The organism is Pseudomonas sp. FG36, from assembly GCF_057809275.1.
The window spans coordinates 102467-124058 of the sequence record NZ_JBMDJQ010000001.1; the positions used below are offsets into that span (position 1 = coordinate 102467).

Genomic DNA, 21592 nt, shown 5'->3' on the forward strand with positions numbered 1-21592 from the left:
TTGCCGGTGATAGGGCCGGGACAGGCGGTAGAGGGCCTGCAGGTCAACTTCTGAGCCACAAACTCTCGAACCGCCAGGTGCTGAACAGCGACTGCTCGGCCTGCGCGCCACCCACGCGGGTGCTGACGCCATCGAGCAGGTCGGCAAAGCCCCAGATCAGCATGCCGCCGCGCTCGTACTGGATACGTTGCGCCCGGTGCACCAGCGCCTTGCGTTGCGCAAGGTCCGGCTGGGCCATGGCGCCAAGGAAGGCCTCGCTGAATTCGCGGTCATGAAAGTGGGTCTTGTTGGCCACCGCGAACGGCGCATCGGTGTGGATGGCGCTGGCCAGGAACGGCGCACCGATGCTGCCGCCGGTACTCAAGGTCCAGTCGTCGCGCTGCGGTCCCTGGAAGGTGGCCAGGTCGACCTGGCGCACGTTGAGTGTCACGCCGACGCGCCGGGCCTGTTCGGCCAGCACCAGGGCCGAAGCCAACCCCGGTCCAGGAGTGGTCACCAGTTCCACCTGCAACTGTTCATGGCCGGCTTCGCGCAGCAACTGCACTGCGCGCTGAGGGTCATAGGGGCGCGGGCCAATGCTGTGGTCGAAGGTTGGGTCGAACGGCGCATACAGGTCGTTGGCCACCCGGCCTTGGCCATTCAGCGCACGGCGTACCAGCTCCTCACGGTCGGCCAGCAGGCGGAACGCCTCGCGCACCCGCGGATCGTCGAACGGCGCCTTGGCGGTGTTCATGTCGAACGACAGCCAGTTGCCGCTCACCGATTTCAGCAACCGTAACCGTGGATCGGCCTGCAGCACCTGCAGGTGTTCGGTGGACATGACGTTGGCCATGTCGATCTGCCCCGCACGCAGCGCCGCCAGGCGGCCGGTCTGGTCCTTGAAGTCGATGATCTCCAGTTCATCGGCATACGGTTTGCCAGGCTTGTAGTAATTGTCGAAGCGGGTAAACAACGAGCGCTGGCCTGGGGTGAAGCTTTTCAGTTTGTACGGCCCGGCGCCGACCGGGTTGGTGACCGGGTGGTAGTCCACCGGCACGATGCCGCCGAAGTTGACCCAGGTTTCCGGCAGTGGCAGGTAGCTGCGCCCCTCGCGAAAGCCCAGGCGCACGGTACGCTCATCCAGCTTGACCAGGTTGTTGCGGTCCACCCAGTGCAGCAGCGCCGCATAGGGCGAGGCCAGCTGCGGGTCGGTGAGGCGGCGGATGGAGAAGATCAAATCGTCGGCGTCGATGGTCTTGCCGTGGTGGAACTCCAGCCCCGGCTTCAGGCGCAAGGTCCAGCTGCTGGCGTTGGCATTGGGCTCGGCGAACTCGGCCAAGGCCAGGCGCGGCTGCATCTGCTCGTCCCACTCCCACAGCTTGCTGTACAAGGCAAAGCCACGCACGATGCCGCTGCCGACAGGCTTGTGGGCGTCGAGGTTGCCGCTCTGGCTGCCGTCGATGATACCCAGGCGCAGGCGCCCGCCATGGCATGGCTCGTCGGCCACGGCAGGGTTCGGGCTGTCGGCGGGGCCGCAGCCGGCCAGCAGCCCGCCGGCCAGTACGCCGGCGTGGCCGAGAAAGCTGCGCCGGCTCAGTGGGTAACCGTCCCTGGCCATGGCGTCAGGCTCCGTTGCTGGCGTGCAGTGGCACGGGTTCGGCTACCGGGCGGGCAAGGGCTGCACGCTGCTCACGAAAGTGCGGCAGGATGTGCTCACCGATACGGTAGGCTTCTTCCAGGTGCGGGTAGCCGGCAAGGAAGAACAGATCGACACCGATGCCGTGGTACTCGCGGATACGCGCCACCACGTTGGCGTAGCTGCCCACCAGCGCGCAGCCCGGCGGGATGCCGATGTAGCCGAAGCCAGTCCACACATTGGGGTGGATGAAGAAGTCGTCGAAGGCCTGTTGCTCGTCCTTGTCGTTGTAGCCATGCTCGTAGCTCAGCTTGCGCGCCGTGCGCAGGCCGGCGTGAGCGGCGCGCGCCTTGACCGTGCCCTTGGCCACGCCTTCGTCGAAGAACCGCTTGGCCTCGGCCAGTGCTGCGTCTTCGGTTTCGCGGGCGATCACATCGATGGACAGGCCGAAGCGAATATCGGTGCGGCCCCACTTCAGCGCGCGGGCGCGGATATCTGCGATCAGCGCGGCAATCTCGTCCGGGTGTTCAGCGCGCATCAGGTAGAAGTCGGCGTGCTTGGCGGCGAACTCCCGTGCTGCCACCGACGAGCCGGCCGTGCAGATCAGCGGCAGCTCGGCCTTTTTCAGCGGCCCGCGCAGGCCACCGCCTTCGGCGCGGTAGTAGGTGCCTTGGTAATGGAACTGCTCGTGGTGCCAGTAGCCGCGCACCACGTCCATGAACTCGGTGGCGCGGGCATAGCGCTGGTCATGGTCTTCGAAGTCGCCGACCTGGCGCTGGATGGCATCCGAGCCGCCGTTGATGATGTTCCACACCAGGCGGTTGCCGGTGGCGCGCTGGTAGGTCGCGGCCTGCTGCACGGCCACCCAGGGGGTGTAGTGATAGGGCTGGAACGCGGTGACGAACTTCAGCGAGCGGGTTTCCCGGGCCAGTAGCGAGCACACCGTCCACGGCTCTTCGCCAGTGGGGGCATTGACCATCAGCGCGCCGCCAAAGCCATTAATTTCTGCGGCACGGGCGATCTGGCCGAGGTAGTCGATATAGGTGAAGTGGTCACCCACGGCAAACCCCGACACCGCACCGGTGCTGGGCCCGCCCGCATGCCAGTCGCCGCGGTTGCGCGGGTCGCCGGGGAGAAACTGGGTTTCGCCATGCAGGGGCAGGCGGGTAAAGAATTCGATGCTCATGGGCTGGCCTCCTTACTGGACGCTTGGGCTGCAATTGGGGGTGACCGGCTGGTCGCTGATGACCTGGCGCGCGAACGGGATGGAGTCCTTGAGCGACGCATTCACCGTTTCGCTATGGCCCAGGCCCTTGTAGAGGTGGCCCTGCACCACCGAGCCGGCTTTGCAGGCATCCTGCATCAGCGCGACCTGAGTGGTGGCAGCGGGGGTCTTGTCCTCGGCGCCGGTGCCAATGAAGATCGGCTGGGCAAGCTTCAGGGTTGGGTACGACACCTGCGCCAGCCATGGCTTGAGCTGATCGCCCTTGTAGTCTTTCTTGGCGTTGGCCGGGGTAAGGCCGGTACCGACCACGTCGCTGACCAATGCTGACAGGCAACTGGTGCGCGCTTGCTCGAACAGCGGCAGGGCCTTGTCGGTGTAGAAGTCGCGCGGGTCGATGCTCGGGTCATACTGCTGTGCGGCGAGCAGGGTATAGAAGCCGTAGGCCAGGGCCGGGTCGACCTTGTCCTGGTCCTGTTCGCCCACATTCTTCGCGCCCACGGTGTAGATCACACCTGTGCCGATACTGCCCTTGACGCCCAGCTTGGGCGCGTAAGTCGCCGCATAGGCCCCGGCGGCAAAGGCCCCGGCCCCCCCTTGCGACTGGCCGATGATCAACACCTTGTCGGCCAGCCCCGGCACGCCGGCGACCACGGCCTTGGCCGCATCGAGAATGCCGTAGGCGGCCATGCGGTTGTTCAGCAGCGGGTGGCCGCCCGGCACACCCAGGCCCTGGTAGTCAGTGGCGACAATGGCATAGCCTTCATCGAGCCAGCGATTGAGGTATTGCACGTCGCGGTAGCTGCGGCCTGCCCAGGACGGCGCGCAGATATCCGCCACGCCGACGGTGCCATGGCCCCAGCTGGCGACCGGCCAGCCGCCCGCTGGTGCCTTGCCTTTGGGGATGAACAGCGCACCGGAAACCACGATTGGGGTCTTGCCGTCGATACCATCGAGCGAGGTGTAAAGGAGGCGTTGCGCGCTGGCGGCATTGGGCAGGCTGAGCGCCTGCTCCAGCGGTTCGCTGCGCAGCAGTTTGCCGGGGGTAGCGGGGATGGCCTTGGTCCAGGTGTAGAAGGCCGACACACGACCATCGCCCTGTTGCGGGTCTGGTTTGGGGGCGTAGGTTTCGGCGGCCATGGCGCCGATGGACAGGGCCAGGGCGCTGAGACCGAAGATGAGCGAAGCAGGCAGTTTCATGGGAAAGTCTCTCAAGGGTGTTGGCTGATCTGGGCGTCGAAGGATGGCCAGTAGTGGGTCAGTTGCAGGTCGATCAACGCCTGGCGGGTAAAGCCCGTGGCCAGGTCGCTGGTAATGTCGTAGGGGGTGCGGATCAGCCGGTTGGCCAAGGCGTACTGGCCAAGGGCGTCGTAGTGGGCCTTGAGCTGGGCATCGCTTTTCGGTGCCCAGCGCGCCTTCCAGGCCACCGGGTCGTCCTGGTCGTCACGGCGCAGCACGCTTTCGCTGACGCCGGCGCGCGAAGACAGCGCGTAGTAGGCGTCGCGGTTGTGCTCCTGGGAGATCCACCAGGCCGCGCGCACCCAGGCGGTGGCCACCAATTGCGTCAGGTCAGCATGCTGCTGCACGAAGCGGTCAGTGCCCCAGAGGTCGGAGACCAGCCGCCAGTCGTTGGCGCCTTGTTTGGTCGACCAGAGGATGCGCGCCACGCCTTTGTCTTCCAGGGCGTAGGCTTCGTTGAGCAGCACGGCGGCATCCACTTTACCGGCAGACACCGCAGCGGCGCCGACCTGCGGGTTGAGGTTGGCGATCTTGAAATCGCTCAGTTGCAGGCCCTGGCTCTGCAGGAAATTGCTGAAGGCGAATTCCCATGGCCGGCCGCGGTGCAGCGCCAGGCGCTTGCCCTTGAGGTCCTGGATGCTGCGTGCCGTGGAATTGCTCGGCACCACCAGGTAGATGTTGTTGCCGCTGCCGCCCGGCACCACCAGCTTGCCCGGCACCTGGCCGGCACCGGCGATGACCGAGGGCAGGTCGCCGCGCACGGCAAAGTCCAGGCTGTCGTTGCTGAAACCTTCGTTGATCTGCGGCCCGGCGCCGGCATGGGGCAGGGCGGTCCATTGCAATTTCACGCCGCGGGCGGCCAGTTGCTGTTCCAGCCAGCCTTCTTCGATCACCCGCCCAGGGATGCCACCGAACACTGGCGCGCCGCCCTGGGTGAAGGCGACGATGGCGATGCGCACCGCCGCCGGTGGCTCGGCTGCCAGCGCAGCCAGGCTGAGGAACAGACCGCCCAGCAGGGCGAGGGCGTGACGCCAGGGATTGTTCATGTGCAGCTCCAGGCAAAGGTTCTACAGGCCAGGAGCGAAATGCATGCCAGCATGCTGTGAGGTGGCTACAGCCCTTTATCTACAGGGCCTCCAGCCAAAGGGAAGTGGGCGTGAAGGGCAGGGACTGCTGATCGGCGGGCAGGGCAGTGCTGGCGGATTGCTGCTGTAGCAGCAGTCGATTGTTGAAAAATCGAATATTTCCAATTCGAATATTCAAATGCTAATTAATAATTTTTTGATCTAATTTGTTTCATGCACTATGGGCCTGCGCGTCAACTGCCAGGAATGCCCCCATGTCGCTGATCACCCACCCAAATGCCCGCGAGCTGACCAAGTCGGTACGCGCCACTGTGCTCGTGTTCAAGGACCCGCGCTCCCAGGAGCTGCTCAGCCGCATCGAGCGCCTGGCGCCCAGCGAGGCCAATACCCTGATCATCGGCGAAACCGGCACCGGCAAGGAGCTCGTCGCCCGTCATATCCACCACCTTAGCCGCCGTGGGCGTGAGCCATTCGTGGCGGTGAACTGCGGCGCCTTTGCCGAAACCCTGGTGGAGAGCGAGTTGTTCGGCCACGAGAAAGGCGCTTTTACGGGCGCTACCAGCAACAAGGCCGGCTGGTTCGAGGCGGCCAATGGCGGCACGCTGTTCCTCGACGAAATCGGCGACCTGCCGTTGAACATGCAGGTGAAGTTGTTGCGCGTGCTGCAGGAGCGTGAGGTGGTGCGCCTGGGCTCACGTACGCCGATACCGATCAACGTGCGGCTGGTGGCGGCAACCAACGTCAACCTGGCTGATGCGGTGGTGGCAGGGCATTTTCGAGAGGATTTGTTCTACCGCCTGCACGTCGCAACGATACGCCTGCCGCCCTTGCGTGAGCGGCCAGGAGACATCCTGCCGCTGGCGGAATTCTTCATTGAAGAACATTGCCGACGGCTGGGTTACGAACGGGCATCGCTGAGCCCGGATGCCGAGCGCAAGTTGCTGGCGCATAGCTGGCCGGGCAACATCCGCGAGCTGGAAAATGCCATTCACCATGCGTTGCTGGTGTGCCGATATCAGGTGGTGGCACCGGCGGACCTGCACTTGGTCGATATCCGGCCACAGGTGGCGGCGCCTGTTGCACAGGCTTACTTGCCGGCAGCCAGCGCGGCACCGCCGGAATTGGAAAGCGCTTTGCTGGCGCTATTCGAGCAGAATGTCCCGAACTTGTATGAGCATATCGAGGAGACTGTGTTCAGGGCGGCGTATCGGTATTGCCACGGCAATCAGCTGCAGACCGGGCGCTTGCTGAGCATCAGCCGCAATATCGTGCGGGCGCGGCTGGAGAAGATTGGTGAGCTGTCTAAGGCATGATGGTTGGACAGGTCTTTGTTATGTCCAAATGGTAGATGTATCTAGAGGCCATATTTTGCTTGGTGGAACCTGATCACAGGCTATCGGGGTCTCCAAAAAACATCTGTATCCGCGACCTCAACCACCGCTCCGCCGGATCATTATCCTGCGCCCCGCGCCAGGCCATGTGCAGTTCGAAGCTGCGCACTTCCAGCGGCAGGTCCTCGGCCCGCAGGCCGCCCGCTGCCGTGAGGGCATCGGCGGTGTAATCCGGCACAGTGGCAACGATATCGGTCCCCGCCAGCAAGCTCCCCAAGCCGTTGAACTGCGGCACGGCCAGCACCACATGACGCTTGCGGCCGATCTCCTCCAGCGCCTCGTCGATGAACCCGGACAGGTCGCCGGCGAACGACACCAACGCATGGGGTCGGGCGCAGAAGTCGTCCAGGGTGATGTTGCCGGGCATGCTGTCTGCGCGCAGCAGCTTGGGCATGCTGCGGCGCAGTACCTTGCGCTTGGCGTTGGCCGGCAGGTCGCTGGTGTAGCTCACGCCCACCGAGATTTCGCCGGAGGCCAGCAGGGTGGGCATCAGCAGGTAGTTGACCCGGCGCACCACCAGCACGATGCCGGGCGCCTCGGCGCGGATGCGCTTGAGCAGTTGGGGCAGCAGGGCGAATTCGGCGTCATCCGACAGGCCGATGCGGAACACCGCGTTGCTGGTGGCCGGGTCGAACTCGGCGGCGCGGCTGACGGCGGTGGAGATCGAGTCCAGCGCCGGCGACAGCAGGGCGAAGATTTCGTGGGCGCGCGCCGACGGCTCCATGCTGCGTCCGGTACGCACGAACAACGGGTCGTCGAACAGGTTGCGCAGGCGCGACAGCGCGGCGCTGATCGCCGGCTGGCCGAGGAACAGTTTCTCGGCGGCGCGGGTCACGCTGCGTTCGTGCATCAGCGTCTCGAACACGATCAGCAGGTTGAGGTCTACGCGACGCAAGTCGTTACGATTCATTCGATGCGGCTCGCCTGAAGTGGGGCAGGGGTGAATCTTAAGGCCAAAGGCTGGTACCCTGCACCGATTTCCGGGTGCCAATGCACAGATTTGTCAGGGGCCCAATCAATGACAGGCATGTCGACTATTAACAGCCACTGATGGTCCAACCGTGAAAGCCCGGATAAAGTCCGTGGTAATACGAGATTCACAAAGGCGAGGTATGCGATGTCCCGCATGATCCGTTTCCACAAGTTCGGCCAGGCCGATGTGCTCCGTTGCGAGGAGCAGGCCGAACCGTCCCCGACCACCGGCGAGGTACAGATCCGCGTCGAGGCGATCGGCATCAGCTGGTACGACGTGCTCTGGCGGCAGAACCTGGCGCCGTCCCAGGCGCGGCTGCCGGCGGGTATCGGCCATGAAATGGCCGGCGTGGTCACCGCGGTCGGCGAGGGCGTGGACGATATCGCGGTGGGCGACCGGGTCGCCAGCTTCCCGGCCACCAGCCCCAACGACCATCCGGTCTACGGTGACGTGATCGTGCTGCCGCGCAGCGCCATCACCCGTTACCCTGACGTGCTGACCCCGATCGAGGCCAGCGTGCACTACACCCCGCTGCTGATTGCCTACTTCGCCTATGTCGACCTGGCCCGGGCCAAGGCCGGGCAGACCGCGCTGGTCACCGACGCCAGCCACTGTGCCGGGCCGGCCTTCGTGCAGCTGGGCAAGGCCCTGGGGTTGAAGGTGTTCGCTGCCACCAAGGAACCCGAGCAGCGTGAATACCTGCTGGGCCTGGGCGCGGACAAGGTGATCGTCACCGAGGAGCAGGACCTGCTGATGCAGATCGGCAAGTACACCGATGGCCGTGGCGTGGACATGGTCCTCGACGGCATGGGCGGCCCGCAGATGTCGCTGCTCGGCGATGTCCTGGCACCGCGCGGCAACCTGGTGCTGTATGGCCTGCAGGGCGGTAACCAGACGCCGTTCCCGGCCTGCGCGGCGTTCCAGAAGAACATCCAGTTCCATGTGCACTGCATCGGCAACTTCACCGGCAAGCCGGAGCTGGGCATCACCCAGGACCAAGTGGCGTTGCAGCGGGCCTTGCGCGATATCAACCAGTTCACCGCCGACCAGCTGCTGACGCCGCAGATCATCAAGGTGTACCCGTTCGAGCAGGTGGTCGAGGCGCACCGGCATATGGACGCCTGCCCTTGCGGTGGCCGGGTGGTGCTGGACATGGGCGGGCAGGGCTGACGCTGCCGACGCCTGCGCCGGGTAAGCCTGCTTCTCCCGCCGTGGCATGACGCCCGCCCTGCAGGGGCGGGCTTTGCCTTGTGGCCTTGCCAGCAAACATAGCTAATTTTCCTACCCGGTTTTGGGAAGTTTCCTTCAAGCCCGGTCAGCTATTCATCTGCCAGAATCGGACTTCAATTCGAAGCCGTCAGGGAGATGGAGCGATAGCATGACCGAGACCCACGACCAAGCCATGCACTACATCTACCAGCAGGTCCTGCAGCGCCTGCTGGAGCACATGAGCCAGGCCCAGCGCGCCTCGGTGCAGTTGCTGATCCAGCGCCTGCTGGTCATCGCCGGTGGCCAGGACTGCATCGGCAACCTGCGGGTCCTGGCCCTGCACGGCGTGGACCGGCGCAGCGCGCATCTGCTGGCCTGCCTGCGCGCCGCGCAACTGAGTATCGCCATTCGCCACGCCGCCACCTTCCGCCTGCGGGTGCTGGCGGCGCGCCTGCCCACCCTCGACGACACCGCCCTGGCCCTTCACGACCGTTGCTTCAGCGCACTGTTCCTGCACGATGATCCGCGGGTGGAGCTGTTGCGCGCCGATGGCGGGCAGCTCGGCCCGTTTGGTGCCCGACAGGCTTGTTCGGCCGAACAGTTGGCCGCCGCGGGTAACGCCTGGCTGCTGTTCGGGCACCTCGCCGGCGGGCAACCGGGGGCTTTGCTCGGGGCCAGGGGGTATCTGGATGTGGGGGCCAGCCTTGGGCAGGTGCTGGGTGGGCAAGACGGCGAGCAACTCCTGGTCAGCGCCGCGCCGCTTGCCCAGCGCCACCGCCTGCTGGCCTGGGGGCGGCGCTGCCTGCGCCATAGCGGGGAGGTCGCGCACACCGTGACACCCCACAGCGTCCTGGCCGCCGGTGTCGAACAGCTGCACCAGGTGCTGTCCGACCCTTGGCAGCCGCCGTCAGCGCCCAGGCACGATCAGCCCTGGAGCGATACCCACCTGATGACGGTGGAGGATCTGCTGCGCCATCCCGATGACGGCGGTCACCTTGACCGCATGCTTGGGCGAGAGGAGGCGCAGGCCTGGCACGCCCAGGGGCCGGCCGGGTTGTTCGACCCCTTGCCGCTGGCCCACCTGCATGGCCTCAAGGCGCAGTACCTCGAGCAGCGTACCTATCGTGAGGGCGCGCAGGCGTTCTACCAGCGCTTGCGCCAGCCGTCGGTGGCCTGGCCGCAGGGGCGGGCGTTGCGCGACGAGGCGAAGGCGCGACTGCTTGCGGCATACGGCGTCAATGAAGCGCAGCTGGTCTGCCAACTGTTCACCCCCTTCGACGCGCAGGGGCACAACCTCGAAGCTTTCGTGCTGCGCTGCCATCCCGGTATGCGCGTGGCGTTGCCGTACCTGCACCGTGCCCTGCAGGGTCGGACTTGCCCGGAGCCTGTCAGCCAGTGGCTGGTGGACACCAGCGGCCTGCAGCTTGCGCAGTTGCGGGCACTGTACGCCGGCACGCTCGGCAGCCAGGCACGGCGCCTGTACCAGTTGCTGGGGCGGCGCGACCTGTGGCTGCGGCCGCTGCCGGCCGGTGCGTGGGGCAGCGCCTGACCGTTGATCCAGCGCACTTGCCCCAGTAGGCGATCTGTATGTATAACCAGTGTCTGTTCCCCCGCGCCTGAACTGCACCGTGATCGCCCATTCCGTCGATGATCCCTTGTACTACCTGTATAACTTCCGTCAGGTCCTGAGCTGGGTCGGGCAACGCTACGCCGACCTGCTGGACCACGACGAGCACAGTTTCATCCAGGTGTTCGGCGAGCTGCCGGTGTCCGCGCAGGCGCTGCTGGTACGGATGGTCATGCGCAAAGGCGAGTGGTTTCGCAGTGACAAGCTCGACTATGCCGAGATCGGCGATACCGACGCGGCCCTGGTGCCGCTGCTGGCTTTGGGCTGGGTAGCGACCGACGCACCGTTGGCCGTCGAACAATTGTGGGCTTTGCTGCGCAAGGACGAGCTGGCCGGGCTTTTCACCGGGAAAATTCCTCGGCCTCGGGCGAGCAAGGCCGAATTGCTGGAACAGCTGCAGGCACTCGAGTTGGCGCCCAGGCCACTGGCACAGTGGTGCCCCGATTTCCCGACGCTGATCCTGCACTGGAGCCGGCAGCCGTTATGCGACCGGTTGCGGCTGTTGTTCTTTGGCAACCTGTACCAGAGCTGGTCCGATTTCGTGCTCGCCGATCTGGGCGTGTTCCGTTACGAACAGGTGGCGTTCAGCGCCGATTCGCGAGCCTTGCGCCAGCGGACCGAGGTTGACCTGGCCATGGCCCTGCACCAGTGTGCCGAGCGCCTCGAGCAGGGCGCCGCGCCCGCCGAACTGCTTGCGGCACTCGCGGGCCTGGACCACAGCAACCCCTGGTTGGTCCGACGTCGGGCGCGGCTGCTGTTCAGCATCGGCCAGCAATGCGAGCGTGCTGGCGACTGGGAGCTGGCGTTGCAGGTCTATGCCGACTGCGCCCACCCCGAGGCGCGCATCCGTCAGGTCCGGGTCTATGAGCGCAGCGAGCAGTGGCAGCCGGCACTCGCATTGGCCCAGGCCATGGCCCAGGCGCCTGCCAACGCGTTGGAGCGCCAGGCACTGGAGCGCATGCTGCCGCGCCTGGCGCGCAAACTCGGCGGCCCGCCACAACCGCGTCGGCGCACGAGCGCGGTTACGCTCATCGAGCTGGAACTGCCGGTCGCGATGGCGTCACTGGGGGTGGAGGAGGCGGTGCGCCAGCATCTGGAACAGGACGGCGGCGTTGTCCACTACGTCGAGAACACCTTGTTCAACAGCCTGTTCGGCCTGCTGTGCTGGGAGGCGATCTTCGCACCGGTACCAGGCGCTTTCTTCAATCCATTCCAGGCCGGGCCGCAAGACCTGCACGACAGCGATTTCCAGCAGCGTCGCGGCGCACTGTTCGACACCTGCCTGCGGCGCCTGGACGACGGCAGCTACCGTCAGGCCATCCGCGATTGCCATGCGGCCAAGCAAGGCCTGCAGTCGCCGTTCGTGTTCTGGCAGATGCTCGACGAGCCACTGCTCGAACAGGCACTCGAGCACTTGCCGCCCGAGCATTTGAAAGCCTGCTTCCTGCGTTTGCTGCAGGACATCCGCGCCAACCGCGCCGGCATGCCCGACCTTATTCAGTTCTGGCCGGGGCAGGGCGGCTATCGCATGGTCGAGGTCAAGGGGCCGGGCGACCGCCTGCAGGACAACCAGCTGCGCTGGCTCGAGTTCTGCCATACCCACGGGCTGCCGGTGGCGGTCTGCCATGTGCGCTGGCAGGCCACGCCGGCATGAGCTACACCGTGGCCGTGCGCACCCTGTGCGAATTCAGCGCCAAGATCGGCGACCTCGACCTGCGCTTCACGCCGTCGCCCAGTGCCCAGGAAGGCATTGCCGGGCATCGCCGGGTGGTGGCCAAGCGCGGCGCCGGCTATGAGTCGGAGGTGGCGCTGGAGGGCGAATACCAAGGCTTGAGGGTGCGCGGCCGTGCCGATGGCTACGACCCGGCACGCAACCGGCTGGAAGAGATCAAGACCCATCGCGGCGACCTCGCCCGTCAGCCCGACAATCACCGCCAACTGCACTGGGCCCAGGCCAAGGTCTACGCCTGGTTGCTGTGCCAGGCGCGGCAGTTGCCGGCGATCGACGTGGCGCTGGTCTACCTGGACGTCGACAGCGACGGCCAGACCGTGATCAACGAGCATTACGGCGCCGACGACCTCAGGCGCTTTTTCGAGGCCCAATGCCAGCGCTTCCTGGCCTGGGCGCAGGCGCAGGAGCGACGCCTGGTTGAACGTGACCGGGGCCTGCAGGCCCTGAGCTTTCCTTACCCTGCGTTCCGTCAAGGCCAGCGGCAGCTGGCCGAGACCCTGTACAAGGCGGTGAGCACCGGCCGTTGCCTGATGGCCCAGGCCAGCACCGGCATTGGCAAGACCCTCGGTACTCTGTTTCCGCTGCTCAAGGCCGTGGTGCCGCAGCACTTGGACAAGCTCTACTTTCTCACGGCCAAGACCCCGGGCCGGGCCCTGGCCCTCGATGCGCTGCGCCAGATCACCTTGGCGTCGCCGCAACCGGCCCTGCGCAGCCTGGAGCTGATCGCCCGCGACAAGGCCTGCGAGTATCCACAAAACGCCTGCCATGGCGAGTCCTGCCCCTTGGCGCGGGGCTTCTACGACCGCCTGCCCGCCGCCCGTGAAGCGGCCGCGCAGGTGCCGCTGCTCGACCGCCCCAGCCTGCGCGAGGTGGCCCTGGCGCACCAGGTCTGCCCCTATTACCTGGGGCAGGAGATGGCGCGCTGGGTCGACCTGCTGGTGGCCGACTACAACTACTACTTCGACGCCCATGCGCTGCTGTTCGGCCTGGCCCAGGCCAACCAGTGGCGCACGGCGGTGCTGGTGGACGAGGCGCACAACCTGGTCGAGCGCGGGCGGCAGATGTACAGCGCCAGCCTCGACCAGGGCCAATTGCTGGCGCTGCGCCAGGGCCAGCCGGCCGGGCTCGGCAGCGCCCTCGACCGGCTGAATCGACAATGGAATGCGTTGTACAAGGCGCAAATCGCACCGTACCAGGCCAGCGAGCAGTTGCCTGATGCTTTCCTGCGTGCCCTGCAGCAATGCATCGGGCTGATCCAGGAACGCATGAACCAGGCGCCCGCCGAGGTCGAGCCCAAGGTGCTGGAGTTCTACTTCCAGGCCTTGCAGTTCAGCCGTATCGCCGAGTTGTTCGATGAGCACTTCCTGTTCGATATCAGCCCGCGCAACGGCCCCCGTGGGCGGCGCCTGGCCACGTTGTGCCTGCGCAATGTGGTGCCTGCCCGACTGCTGGGCCCGCGCATGAGCGCGGCGCGCAGCGTCACGCTGTTTTCCGCCACGCTCAACCCCAGGCACTTCTACAGCGACCTGCTGGGCATGCCGGCCGACACTGCCTGGCTGGAGGTCGCCGCGCCGTTTCGCGCCGAGCAGTTGCAGGTGCGCATCGTCAGCGAGGTGTCCACCCGCTACCAGCAGCGCCAGGCCTCACTGGCGCCGATCGTCGAGCTGATCGCCGCCCAGTTCGCCGGCCAGCCGGGCAACTACCTGGCCTTTTTCAGCAGCTTCGAGTACCTCGAGCAGGTGGCGCGGCTGCTGACCGAACGCTATCCGGCGCTACCTATCTGGCGTCAGTCCCCCGGGATGGACGAGGTCAGCCGCGAGGCCTTCCTGGCGCGCTTCGTGGAGCATGGGCAAGGAGTGGGCTTCGCCGTGCTCGGTGGTGCCTTCGGCGAGGGTGTCGACCTGCCGGGCACTCGCCTGATCGGCGCCTTCGTCGCCACCCTCGGCCTGCCCCAGGTCAATCCGGTCAACGAGCAGTTCAAACAGCGCCTGGGTCGGCAGTTCGGCGCCGGTTTCGACTATGCGTATCTCTATCCGGGGGTGCGCAAGGTGATCCAGGCCGCCGGCCGGGTGATCCGCGGCGACCACGACCGTGGCGTGCTGGTGCTGATCGACGAGCGTTTTGCCGAACCGCGGGTGCGGCAGATGTTCCCCGGCTGGTGGCAACTGGCGTGAACGCCGCCATCGCCTGGCGCTGAAACTCCCAGTACACTGCGCGTTCCAACACCAACATCCGTTGATTTCGAGGTTCCGCATGACGCTCAGTCCTTTGGCAGGCAAGCCGGCTCCGGCCAGCGTGCTGGTCGATATCCCCCGCCTGTTGACCGCTTACTACACCGGCCGTCCCGACGCCGCAGTGGCGGCCCAGCGCGTGGCCTTCGGCACCTCGGGCCACCGCGGCACTTCGTTCGAACTGAGCTTCAACGAATACCACGTGCTGGCGATCACCCAGGCCATCTGCCTGTATCGCCAGGAGAAAGGCATCGACGGCCCGTTGTTCATCGGTGCCGACACCCACGCGTTGTCCGCCCCGGCCGCCGCCAGCGCCCTGGAAGTGCTGGCCGCCAATGGCGTGCAGGTGATGTTGAGCAAGGACGACGAGTACACCCCGACCCCGGCGGTGTCCCATGCCATCCTCTGCTACAACCGTGGCCGCCAGCAGGGCCTGGCCGACGGCATCGTCATCACCCCGTCGCACAACCCGCCGCAGAGCGGCGGCTTCAAGTACAACCCGCCCAACGGCGGCCCGGCCGACAGCGACGTGACCAAGTGGATCGAGGCCAAGGCCAACGAGCTGCTGGCGGCGAACCTGGCTGGCGTCAAGCGCATGGACTACCAGCAGGCGCTGGCGGCGCCGACTACCCAGCGCCACGACTACGTGAGCAGCTATGTCGCCGACCTGGAAAACGTCATCGACTTCGACGTGATCCGCAGCGCCAACCTGCGCCTGGGCGTCGACCCATTGGGCGGTGCCGGCGTGCGCTACTGGTCGGCCATCGCCGAGCATTACCAACTGAACCTGGAAGTGGTGAACACCGAGGTCGATCCGACCTTCCGTTTCATGACCGTCGACTGGGACGGGCAGATCCGCATGGACCCGTCCTCGCCTTACGCCATGCAGGGCCTGATCGGCCTGCGCGAGCGGTTCGACGTGGCCTTCGCCTGCGACCCGGACCACGACCGCCACGGCATCGTCACCGCCGACGGCCTGCTGCAGCCGAACAACTACCTGGCCGTGGCCATCGACTACCTGTACCGCAACCGCCCGCAATGGCGCAGTGATGCCGCCGTGGGCAAGACCGTGGTTTCCAGTGGCCTGATCGACCGCGTCACCGCGGGCCTGGGCCGTGAGCTGTATGAAGTGCCGGTTGGCTTCAAGTTCTTCGCCCAGGGCCTGTTCGACGGTTCGCTGGGCTTCGGTGGCGAAGAGAGTGCCGGCGCCTCGTTCCTGCGCAAGGACGGCTCGGTCTGGGCCACCGACAAGGACGGCCTGATTCCGGCGCTGCTGGCGGCCGAGATGACCGCCCGCACCGGGCGCAACCCGAGCAAGATCTACGCCGACCTGACCGCCAAGCTGGGCAAGCCGTACGCCACCCGCGTCGAGGCCAAGGCCGACGCGCGGCAGAAGGCGCTGCTGAGCAAGCTGGCGCCGGAGCAGGTCAAGTCCACCGAGCTTGCCGGCGAGCCGATCCAGCAGATCCTCAGCCATGCGCCGGGTAACAACCAGGCTATCGGCGGCCTGAAAGTGATGACCGCGAACGGCTGGTTCGCCGCGCGGCCGTCCGGTACCGAGGATATCTACAAGATCTACGCCGAAAGCTTCATCGACGAGGCGCACCTCAAGCGCCTGGTGGCCGAAGCCCAAGTGCTGGTGGACGCGGCGATCGCCTGATCGACGCTGATACGCATCGCGGGGCAAGCCTGCTGTCACTGCCTGCTTCGTTCAGGCGTGGCAGCGGGTTTGCCCCGCGATGCGTTTGGTTGTTCCACTGATGGAACGATCCATGCCATTTCAGCTATCTACCGCAGTATTGGCCTCATCTGTAAGGTGTAATCCATCAACAGGAGGCTTCTCATGAAAAAGATCCAGGGTATCCACCGCAGCCCCAACGCCCACTGGGTGGGCGACGGCTTCCCGGTGCGCAGCCTGTTCACCTACGACCATCTGGCGCGGCATATCAGCCCGTTCCTGCTGCTGGATTATGCCGGCCCGCATGACTTCGCCCCGACCACTGCCCGGCGTGGCGTCGGCCAGCACCCGCACCGCGGTTTCGAGACCGTCACCATCGTCTACCAGGGCGAACTGGAGCACCGCGACTCCACTGGTGCGGGCGGGCTGATCGGCCCGGGCGACGTGCAATGGATGACCGCCGCGGGCGGCATCATCCACGAGGAGTTCCATTCCCCGGCCTTTGCCCGTAGCGGTGGCACGCTGGAGATGGTGCAGCTGTGGGTCAACCTGCCGGCCAGGGACAAGCGCGCCGCAGCGGGCTACCAGACGCTGTTGGCCAACGACATTCCCGTGGTAAAGCTGGAAGGCGAGGCGGGCAGCCTGCGGGTAATCGCCGGGCGTTACCTTGACCAGCAGGGACCGGCGCGCACCTTTACCGAGATGGACGTCTGGGACCTGCGCCTGAAGGCGGGTGCCACGCTGCAACTGCCGGTGGCCGCCGGGCGCAATGCCGCGCTGGTGGTGCTGCGTGGCACGCTGCGGGTCAACGATGAGCGCGAAGCCGGTGCGGCCAGCCTGGTATTGCTGGAGCGCGACGGCGACGGTGTGCGCCTCGAGGCGCTGGATGACGTCAGCGTGCTGCTGCTCAGCGGCGAGCCGATCGACGAGCCCATCGTCGGGTATGGCCCGTTCGTGATGAACAGCCAGGCCGAGATCGCCGAATCGTTCGATGATTTCCAGGCCGGGCGGTTTGGGCAGATGGGAGGTACCGAGCGCGGCGTCCGACAATGACAAAGCGTTGACTCCAATCGCCGGCAAGCCGGCTCCCACAGGATCTGTGCTATCCCTGTGGGAGCCGGCTTGCCGGCGATTGCTTTTTCAGAAGATCACAGCTGATCCGGCACCACCGCGATCACATCGATCTCCATCAGCCACTCGGCCTGCGCCAATCCTGCCACCACCAGCCCGGTGGAAATCGGGAACACGCCCTTGAGCCACTTGCCCACTTCCTTGTACACCGGCTCGCGGAAGCGCGGGTCGGTGATGTAGGTGGTGGTCTTGACGATATGCGACAGGTCCGAGCCTGCCTCTTCAAGCAACTGCTTGACGTTCTTCATCGCCTGTTCGGCCTGCGCCTGCGGGTCGCCCAGGCCGACCAGGCGGCCTTCGAAATCGGTGCCGACCTGCCCGCGCACGTAGATGGTGTTGCCGGCGCGCACCGCCTGGCACAGGTCGTTGTCCAGGGTCTGGTTGGGGTAGGTGGCCTTGGTGTTGAACATGCGGATGCGAGTGTGAGTAGGCATCAGTGGGCTCCGAAGGTGCTGACGTTGCTGATCGAGGGTTGCTGCTCATCCGCCGTGCGCTGTTCGCGGTCGCGGTAGGCCAGGTAGGTGCGCTGGGTGGCGATGTGACCGGCGACGTGCTTGGCGTCGTGCCACACGCCCCAGATGAACGACGAGCCACGGCGTGACAACCAGGGCAGGCCGAGGAAGTACACGCCTGGTTCTTTCGACACGCCACGCTGGTGCTGCGGCTTGCCGTTGGCGTCGAAGGCGTCCACCTGCAGCCAGCTGAAATCCACGCCGTAGCCGGTGGCCCAGATGATGGTGGTGACGTTGGCCTGGGCCAGGTCCAGCTCGCGCAGCGGGTTGCTGACACAGGCCGGGTCGGGCAGGCGCCTGCGCGCTTCGGGCTCTGGCGGCAGGTCCAGGCCGTTGCGTTCGACATAGGCGTCGGCGGCGTCCAGCAGGGCCAGGTAGTTCTCGTCGCCGCGGTTGATGTTCTCGGCCAGGTTGTCCTGGAAGCGCGCCACGCCGCCCTCGAACGACTGGGTCAGGCCGACCAGGGTCATGCCCTGGTGGGCGAGGGCGCGGAAGTCCACGGTATGGCCGCCACGGGCACCGGACACGGCGATGGTCACGTGCTCGCGGCCGGGCTTGGCGATCTCGGCATCCCATTCGCCGAGCACGCCGAGCCACCAGCAGAAGTCACGGTTGCGGTAGCTGCGTGGCGGGCGGTCGTGGGCGCCCACCGACAGGTACACCTGGCGCCCGGCGCGCATCAGCTCCTCGGCGATCTGCACGCCGGAGGAGCCGGCGCCCACCACCAGCACCGCGCCTTCAGGCAGTTGCTCGGGGTTGTAGTAGGCGGCGGAGTGAATCTGGTGCAGGCCGTCGTCCTTTGGCGCGATGGCCGGGATCACCGGGCGCTGGAACGGGCCGGTGGCGGCCACCACGCGGTTGGCGCGGATCACGCCCTGGTTGGTTTCGATGGTAAAGCCCGGGCGGTCGGCGTTGCGTACCACCTGCCTGACCTCGACACCGGTGCGCACCGGCAGGTTGTACTTGCGCACGTACTGCTCGAAGTAGTCGGCGACCTGGTCCTTGCCGGCGAAGGCGTCGGCGTCGAGGTCGAATTCAAGGCCCGGGAAGCGGTCGTGCCAGGCCGGCCCGTTGGCCACCAGCGAATCCCAGCGGCCGGTGCGCCAGGCCTCGGCGATGCGCTTGCGCTCCAGCACCAGGTGCGGCACGCCGAGCTTGCTCAGGTGTTCGCTCATGGCCACGCCGGCCTGGCCGGCGCCGACTACGAGGGTGTCGATTTCGATGTTGTTCAGTGTCATGTCCCAGCCCTTCTTCAGCGGCGTTCTTGTTCAGGTCGGTGGGGACCGCCTTTGCCTGGGGCCAGACTAGGGATGGGGGGGCAATCGCGAAAATAGTATTTAGCTGGGGCTTGCCGATAAATTGGCGAAGGGTGGATGGGCACCGCTGCGCGCCGAGCCGCCATAGTTTTTTCCTGCCCTGTGCCGAGGAAAATGTTGGTTTCGCCGCTGCCTTGGCCCGCCGAGAATGCCGGTAACTCAACACAGGAGCTGCATCATGACCTTCTCCATCATCGGCCGCTGCCAGGAAACCGGCCAGGTCGGCATCGCCATCAGTTCATCGAGCATCGCCGTCGGCGCCCGTTGCCCGTGGGTGCGCGCCGGGGTCGGTGCCGTGGCCACGCAGAACATCACCCTGCCGGCCCTCGGCCCGCAGATCCTCGATGCCCTGGAGCAAGGCCAGCTGCCGCCTGCCGCGGCGCTGGACCGGGTGCTGAGTGCCAATGGCTGGATCGAGTACCGCCAGGTCACGGTGATCGACAGCCACGGGCAGGTGGCGCTGTTCACCGGCAAGGAAGCGCTGGGCACGCACAATGCGGTGGCCGGTGAGCAATGCGCGGCGGCCGGCAACCTGCTGTCGTCGCAGGCGGTGATCGCGGCCATGGTCACGGCATTCGAGCAGGCCGGCGGCCACCTGGCCGACCGCCTGCTGGCGGCCATGCACGCGGCGATGGCGGCCGGGGGCGAGGCGGGGCCGGTGCATTCGGCGGCGCTGAAGATCGCTGGCGAGCTGACCTGGCCGCTGGTGGACCTGCGGGTGGACTGGACAGAGCAGGACCCGATCGCTGAACTGGACACCCTGTGGCAAGCCTATCGTCCGCAGATGCAGGACTATGTGACCCGCGCCCTGAACCCGACCGCCGCGCCCAGCTACGGAGTGCCCGGTGATGAGTGAGACCAGCAGCCGCGCGCTGCTGGAGCGACTGGTCGGTTTCGCCACCGTGAGCCGAGATTCCAATCTGGAGCTGATCGCCTTCATTCGCGATTATCTAGCCGGGTTTGGCGTTCACAGCGAGCTGTTCCACAACGACGAAGGCACCAAGGCCAACCTGTTCGCCACGATAGGCCCGCTTGACCGGGGCGGCGTGGTGCTGTCCGGGCACACCGACGTGGTGCCGGTCGACGGCCAGGCCTGGAGCGTCGAGCCGTTTCGCCTGAGCGAGCGCGACGGGCGCCTGTATGGCCGCGGCACGGCCGACATGAAGGGCTTCATCGCCTCGGTGCTGGCGGCGGTACCGGCGTTTCTCGCCCAACCCCTGAGGATGCCGGTGCACCTGGCGTTCTCCTACGACGAGGAAGTCGGCTGCCTGGGCGTGCGTTCGATGTTGGCGGCGTTGGCGCGGCGCCCGCACAAGCCGCGCCTGTGCCTGATCGGCGAGCCCACCGAGCTCAAGCCGGTGCTCGGGCACAAGGGCAAGCTGGCCATGCGCTGCGAGGTGCACGGTGCCGCCTGCCATTCGGCCTATGCCCCCTATGGCGTCAATGCCATCGAGTACGCGGCGCGGTTGATCGGCAAGCTGGGCGAGATTGGTGATGAGCTGGCGCATCCCGAACATCACGACGGGCGCTTCGACCCACCGTTCTCCACGGTGCAGACCGGGGTGATCAAGGGCGGGAGGGCGTTGAACATCGTTCCCGAGGAGTGCGAGTTCGATTTCGAAGTACGCGCCTTGCCGGGCTTCGAGGCCCAGGTGGTGGCAGACCAGCTGCAGACCTACGCCGAGGCCGAGCTGCTGCCGCGCATGCGCGCCGTCAATGCGGCCAGCGCGATTCGCTTGCGGTCGTTGAGCGCCTACCCGGGGCTGGCCACGCCTGCCGCCAGCGAGGCCGCGCAACTGGTGGCGTTGCTCAGTGGCTCGGATGACTTCGGCACGGTGGCGTTCGGCACCGAGGGCGGGTTGTTCGACCAGGCGGGGATTCCCACCGTGGTTTGCGGGCCGGGGAGCATGGAGCAGGGGCACAAGCCCGATGAGTTCGTCAGCGTCGAGCAGTTGCGTGGCTGTGACGCGATGCTGCGGCGCCTGGTCGAGTACCTGGCGCAGGCATGATGGATCGCGGTGCAAGCCCGCCCCAGCCAGGGCGGGAAACCTGATTACGGTTACGCCGGCACCATCGCAAAGCCCACGCCGAAGCGGTTCCAGGCATTGATGGTGGCGATGGCCAGGGTCAAGTTGGCGATTTCCTTGGCGCTGAAGTGCTCGAGCAACGCCTGGTACTCGTCTTGCGGCGCACCGCGCTCCGGGAGGCGGGTCAGGCTCTCGACCCAGGCCAGGGCGGCACGTTCGCGTGGGGTGAAGTAGCGTGTCTCGCGCCAGACGCTCAGGGTCTGCAGGCGCGCCTCGGTTTCACCGGCCTTGCGCGCATCGTTGGCGTGCATGTTGACGCAGTAGGCGCAGCCATTGACCTGCGAGGCGCGCAGACGGATCAGCTCCAGCAGTGAGTGTTCCAGGCCCGAGGCGACCAGCGCCTGTTCGAGGCCGATCATGGCCTTGTAGGCTTCCGGCGAGTGCTTGGCCCATTCGATACGGTCATGCATGGTGAGGCTCCAAAGATGTACAGGTGGCAAGTGGCACTACCTTAGCGCCCGGCCGCGTCGTGCCGAATAGCCAATCCCGCGCTTTGCCAGGAGGCCAATCGCGCATTCGGATGGCCACTGACAGGCATCCAATC

Annotated in this window: 17 protein-coding genes; 9 read left to right on the forward strand and 8 right to left on the reverse strand. The window is 66.2% G+C overall.

Annotation, left to right across the window (positions count from 1 at the left end; all coding sequences use genetic code 11):
• Positions 1–43 precede the first annotated feature (43 nt).
• The 4 genes from ACODS9_RS00470 to ACODS9_RS00485 are packed head-to-tail and all read right to left on the reverse strand — an operon-like array spanning position 44 to position 5122.
• Positions 44–1597 (reverse strand): ABC transporter substrate-binding protein, encoded by a 1554-nt coding sequence (locus ACODS9_RS00470; protein WP_489092984.1) that lies wholly within the window; start codon positions 1595–1597, stop codon positions 44–46.
• A gap of 4 nt (positions 1598–1601) precedes the next feature.
• Positions 1602–2801 carry an LLM class flavin-dependent oxidoreductase gene (locus ACODS9_RS00475; RefSeq protein WP_277503684.1) on the reverse strand — a complete coding sequence of 400 codons (1200 nt, stop codon included), beginning with the start codon at positions 2799–2801 and terminating at the stop codon, positions 1602–1604.
• A gap of 12 nt (positions 2802–2813) precedes the next feature.
• Positions 2814–4037 carry a lipase family protein gene (locus ACODS9_RS00480; protein ID WP_367856253.1) on the reverse strand — a complete coding sequence of 408 codons (1224 nt, stop codon included), beginning with the start codon at positions 4035–4037 and terminating at the stop codon, positions 2814–2816.
• A gap of 11 nt (positions 4038–4048) precedes the next feature.
• The gene (locus tag ACODS9_RS00485; RefSeq protein ID WP_110699543.1) at positions 4049–5122 is read right to left on the reverse strand and encodes an ABC transporter substrate-binding protein; all 1074 of its coding nucleotides are present in this window, start codon (positions 5120–5122) and stop codon (positions 4049–4051) included.
• 293 nt (positions 5123–5415) lie between these two features.
• Between ACODS9_RS00485 and ACODS9_RS00490 the strand changes: the two genes are divergently transcribed.
• On the forward strand, positions 5416–6474 hold the full coding sequence (locus ACODS9_RS00490; RefSeq protein ID WP_102684954.1) for a sigma-54 interaction domain-containing protein: 1059 nt from the start codon (positions 5416–5418) through the stop codon (positions 6472–6474).
• A 73-nt stretch (positions 6475–6547) separates the two neighbouring features.
• Here the strand turns inward: ACODS9_RS00490 and ACODS9_RS00495 are convergent, their stop codons facing one another.
• The gene (locus ACODS9_RS00495) at positions 6548–7462 is read right to left on the reverse strand and encodes a LysR family transcriptional regulator (protein ID WP_046855927.1); all 915 of its coding nucleotides are present in this window, start codon (positions 7460–7462) and stop codon (positions 6548–6550) included.
• A 207-nt stretch (positions 7463–7669) separates the two neighbouring features.
• Here ACODS9_RS00495 and ACODS9_RS00500 point away from each other — a divergent pair, with 207 nt between their 5' ends.
• The 6 genes from ACODS9_RS00500 to ACODS9_RS00525 all read left to right on the forward strand — a co-directional run bounded on the left by ACODS9_RS00500 (position 7670) and on the right by ACODS9_RS00525 (position 17055).
• A complete protein-coding gene (locus tag ACODS9_RS00500; RefSeq protein ID WP_367856160.1) occupies positions 7670–8695 on the forward strand; it encodes a zinc-dependent alcohol dehydrogenase family protein in 1026 nt (341 codons plus the stop codon).
• Between the two features lie 208 nt (positions 8696–8903).
• Entirely contained in the window at positions 8904–10283 is a 1380-nt protein-coding gene (locus ACODS9_RS00505) for a hypothetical protein (protein ID WP_489092985.1), read from the forward strand.
• 79 nt (positions 10284–10362) lie between these two features.
• Positions 10363–12015: a VRR-NUC domain-containing protein gene (locus ACODS9_RS00510; RefSeq protein WP_489093131.1), complete on the forward strand. Its 1653-nt coding sequence runs from the start codon at positions 10363–10365 to the stop codon at positions 12013–12015.
• A complete protein-coding gene (locus ACODS9_RS00515) occupies positions 12012–14267 on the forward strand; it encodes a helicase C-terminal domain-containing protein (RefSeq protein WP_489092986.1) in 2256 nt (751 codons plus the stop codon). Before ACODS9_RS00510 ends, ACODS9_RS00515 begins: the two co-directional genes overlap by 4 nt.
• Before the next feature lie 79 nt (positions 14268–14346).
• On the forward strand, positions 14347–15984 hold the full coding sequence (pgm, locus tag ACODS9_RS00520; protein WP_489092987.1) for a phosphoglucomutase (alpha-D-glucose-1,6-bisphosphate-dependent): 1638 nt from the start codon (positions 14347–14349) through the stop codon (positions 15982–15984).
• 183 nt (positions 15985–16167) lie between these two features.
• On the forward strand, positions 16168–17055 hold the full coding sequence (locus ACODS9_RS00525) for a pirin family protein (RefSeq protein ID WP_489092988.1): 888 nt from the start codon (positions 16168–16170) through the stop codon (positions 17053–17055).
• Positions 17056–17150: 95 nt separating this feature from the next.
• Here ACODS9_RS00525 and ACODS9_RS00530 read toward each other — a convergent pair whose 3' ends face one another.
• Both ACODS9_RS00530 and ACODS9_RS00535 read right to left on the reverse strand, forming a co-directional pair.
• A complete protein-coding gene (locus ACODS9_RS00530) occupies positions 17151–17567 on the reverse strand; it encodes a RidA family protein (RefSeq protein WP_023632135.1) in 417 nt (138 codons plus the stop codon).
• The gene (locus tag ACODS9_RS00535; protein ID WP_489092989.1) at positions 17567–18883 is read right to left on the reverse strand and encodes a flavin-containing monooxygenase; all 1317 of its coding nucleotides are present in this window, start codon (positions 18881–18883) and stop codon (positions 17567–17569) included. The genes ACODS9_RS00530 and ACODS9_RS00535 overlap by 1 nt, the downstream gene beginning before the upstream one ends.
• A gap of 256 nt (positions 18884–19139) precedes the next feature.
• Here ACODS9_RS00535 and ACODS9_RS00540 point away from each other — a divergent pair, with 256 nt between their 5' ends.
• Positions 19140–19817, forward strand: a complete 678-nt coding sequence (locus ACODS9_RS00540) for a DUF1028 domain-containing protein (RefSeq protein WP_401105170.1) — start codon at positions 19140–19142, stop codon at positions 19815–19817.
• Positions 19810–20970, forward strand: coding sequence for an acetylornithine deacetylase (gene argE, locus ACODS9_RS00545; protein WP_489092990.1), 1161 nt, complete (start codon positions 19810–19812; stop codon positions 20968–20970). The genes ACODS9_RS00540 and argE overlap by 8 nt, the downstream gene beginning before the upstream one ends.
• 50 nt (positions 20971–21020) lie before the next feature.
• On the opposite strand, the gene ACODS9_RS00550 is transcribed toward argE, so the two are convergent.
• Positions 21021–21458: a carboxymuconolactone decarboxylase family protein gene (locus tag ACODS9_RS00550; protein ID WP_038705936.1), complete on the reverse strand. Its 438-nt coding sequence runs from the start codon at positions 21456–21458 to the stop codon at positions 21021–21023.
• Between the last annotated feature and the right edge of the window lie 134 nt (positions 21459–21592).

Bases quoted from the DNA above. Each gene is read 5' to 3' on its own strand.
- ACODS9_RS00470 (WP_489092984.1), bottom strand. From the start codon at position 1,597: ATGGCCAGGGACGGTTACCCACTGAGCCGGCGCAGCTTTCTCGGCCAC.
- ACODS9_RS00475 (WP_277503684.1), bottom strand. From the start codon at position 2,801: ATGAGCATCGAATTCTTTACCCGCCTGCCCCTGCATGGCGAAACCCAG.
- ACODS9_RS00480 (WP_367856253.1), bottom strand. From the start codon at position 4,037: ATGAAACTGCCTGCTTCGCTCATCTTCGGTCTCAGCGCCCTGGCCCTG.
- ACODS9_RS00485 (WP_110699543.1), bottom strand. From the start codon at position 5,122: ATGAACAATCCCTGGCGTCACGCCCTCGCCCTGCTGGGCGGTCTGTTC.
- ACODS9_RS00490 (WP_102684954.1), top strand. From the start codon at position 5,416: ATGTCGCTGATCACCCACCCAAATGCCCGCGAGCTGACCAAGTCGGTA.
- ACODS9_RS00495 (WP_046855927.1), bottom strand. From the start codon at position 7,462: ATGAATCGTAACGACTTGCGTCGCGTAGACCTCAACCTGCTGATCGTG.
- ACODS9_RS00500 (WP_367856160.1), top strand. From the start codon at position 7,670: ATGTCCCGCATGATCCGTTTCCACAAGTTCGGCCAGGCCGATGTGCTC.
- ACODS9_RS00505 (WP_489092985.1), top strand. From the start codon at position 8,904: ATGACCGAGACCCACGACCAAGCCATGCACTACATCTACCAGCAGGTC.
- ACODS9_RS00515 (WP_489092986.1), top strand. From the start codon at position 12,012: ATGAGCTACACCGTGGCCGTGCGCACCCTGTGCGAATTCAGCGCCAAG.
- pgm (WP_489092987.1), top strand. From the start codon at position 14,347: ATGACGCTCAGTCCTTTGGCAGGCAAGCCGGCTCCGGCCAGCGTGCTG.
- ACODS9_RS00525 (WP_489092988.1), top strand. From the start codon at position 16,168: ATGAAAAAGATCCAGGGTATCCACCGCAGCCCCAACGCCCACTGGGTG.
- ACODS9_RS00530 (WP_023632135.1), bottom strand. From the start codon at position 17,567: ATGCCTACTCACACTCGCATCCGCATGTTCAACACCAAGGCCACCTAC.
- ACODS9_RS00535 (WP_489092989.1), bottom strand. From the start codon at position 18,883: ATGACACTGAACAACATCGAAATCGACACCCTCGTAGTCGGCGCCGGC.
- ACODS9_RS00540 (WP_401105170.1), top strand. From the start codon at position 19,140: ATGACCTTCTCCATCATCGGCCGCTGCCAGGAAACCGGCCAGGTCGGC.
- argE (WP_489092990.1), top strand. From the start codon at position 19,810: ATGAGTGAGACCAGCAGCCGCGCGCTGCTGGAGCGACTGGTCGGTTTC.
- ACODS9_RS00550 (WP_038705936.1), bottom strand. From the start codon at position 21,458: ATGCATGACCGTATCGAATGGGCCAAGCACTCGCCGGAAGCCTACAAG.